The following is a 319-nucleotide window of genomic DNA, read 5'->3' on the forward strand; positions in this document are numbered from 1 at the left end:
CCCGACCGCAAGGATGTTCTTAGCAGCATTGATATCTCTATCATGCCATGTGCCACACTCAGCACAAGTCCATCCTCTTATTCGCAAGCCTGCTCTACCTTTCGGACTACTATCGCTTATCTTGCGACAGTGCGAACAGGTCTGGGTAGTGTAACTCTCATTTACGATCTCAAGCTGACAACCTGCATGCTTGCATTTGTATTCCAGTTGTCGTTTAAGTTCAAACCATCCTGCATCATATGTCGATTTAGCTAGATTGGTTTTTCTAGTTGTAAATGAGCGAGATTTAACATCACCAACTACAATTAAGCTGTTATCT

General features: G+C 42.9%; 1 protein-coding gene. It reads right to left on the bottom strand.

From position 1 onward, the window contains the following. Positions 1–319 (bottom strand): RNA-guided endonuclease InsQ/TnpB family protein (locus A1019T_RS11650; RefSeq protein ID WP_143514128.1); only part of this gene is annotated, 319 nt, incomplete at both ends.

Source organism: Psychrobacter piechaudii (assembly GCF_900162825.1).
GTDB classification, from domain to species: domain Bacteria; phylum Pseudomonadota; class Gammaproteobacteria; order Pseudomonadales; family Moraxellaceae; genus Psychrobacter; species Psychrobacter piechaudii.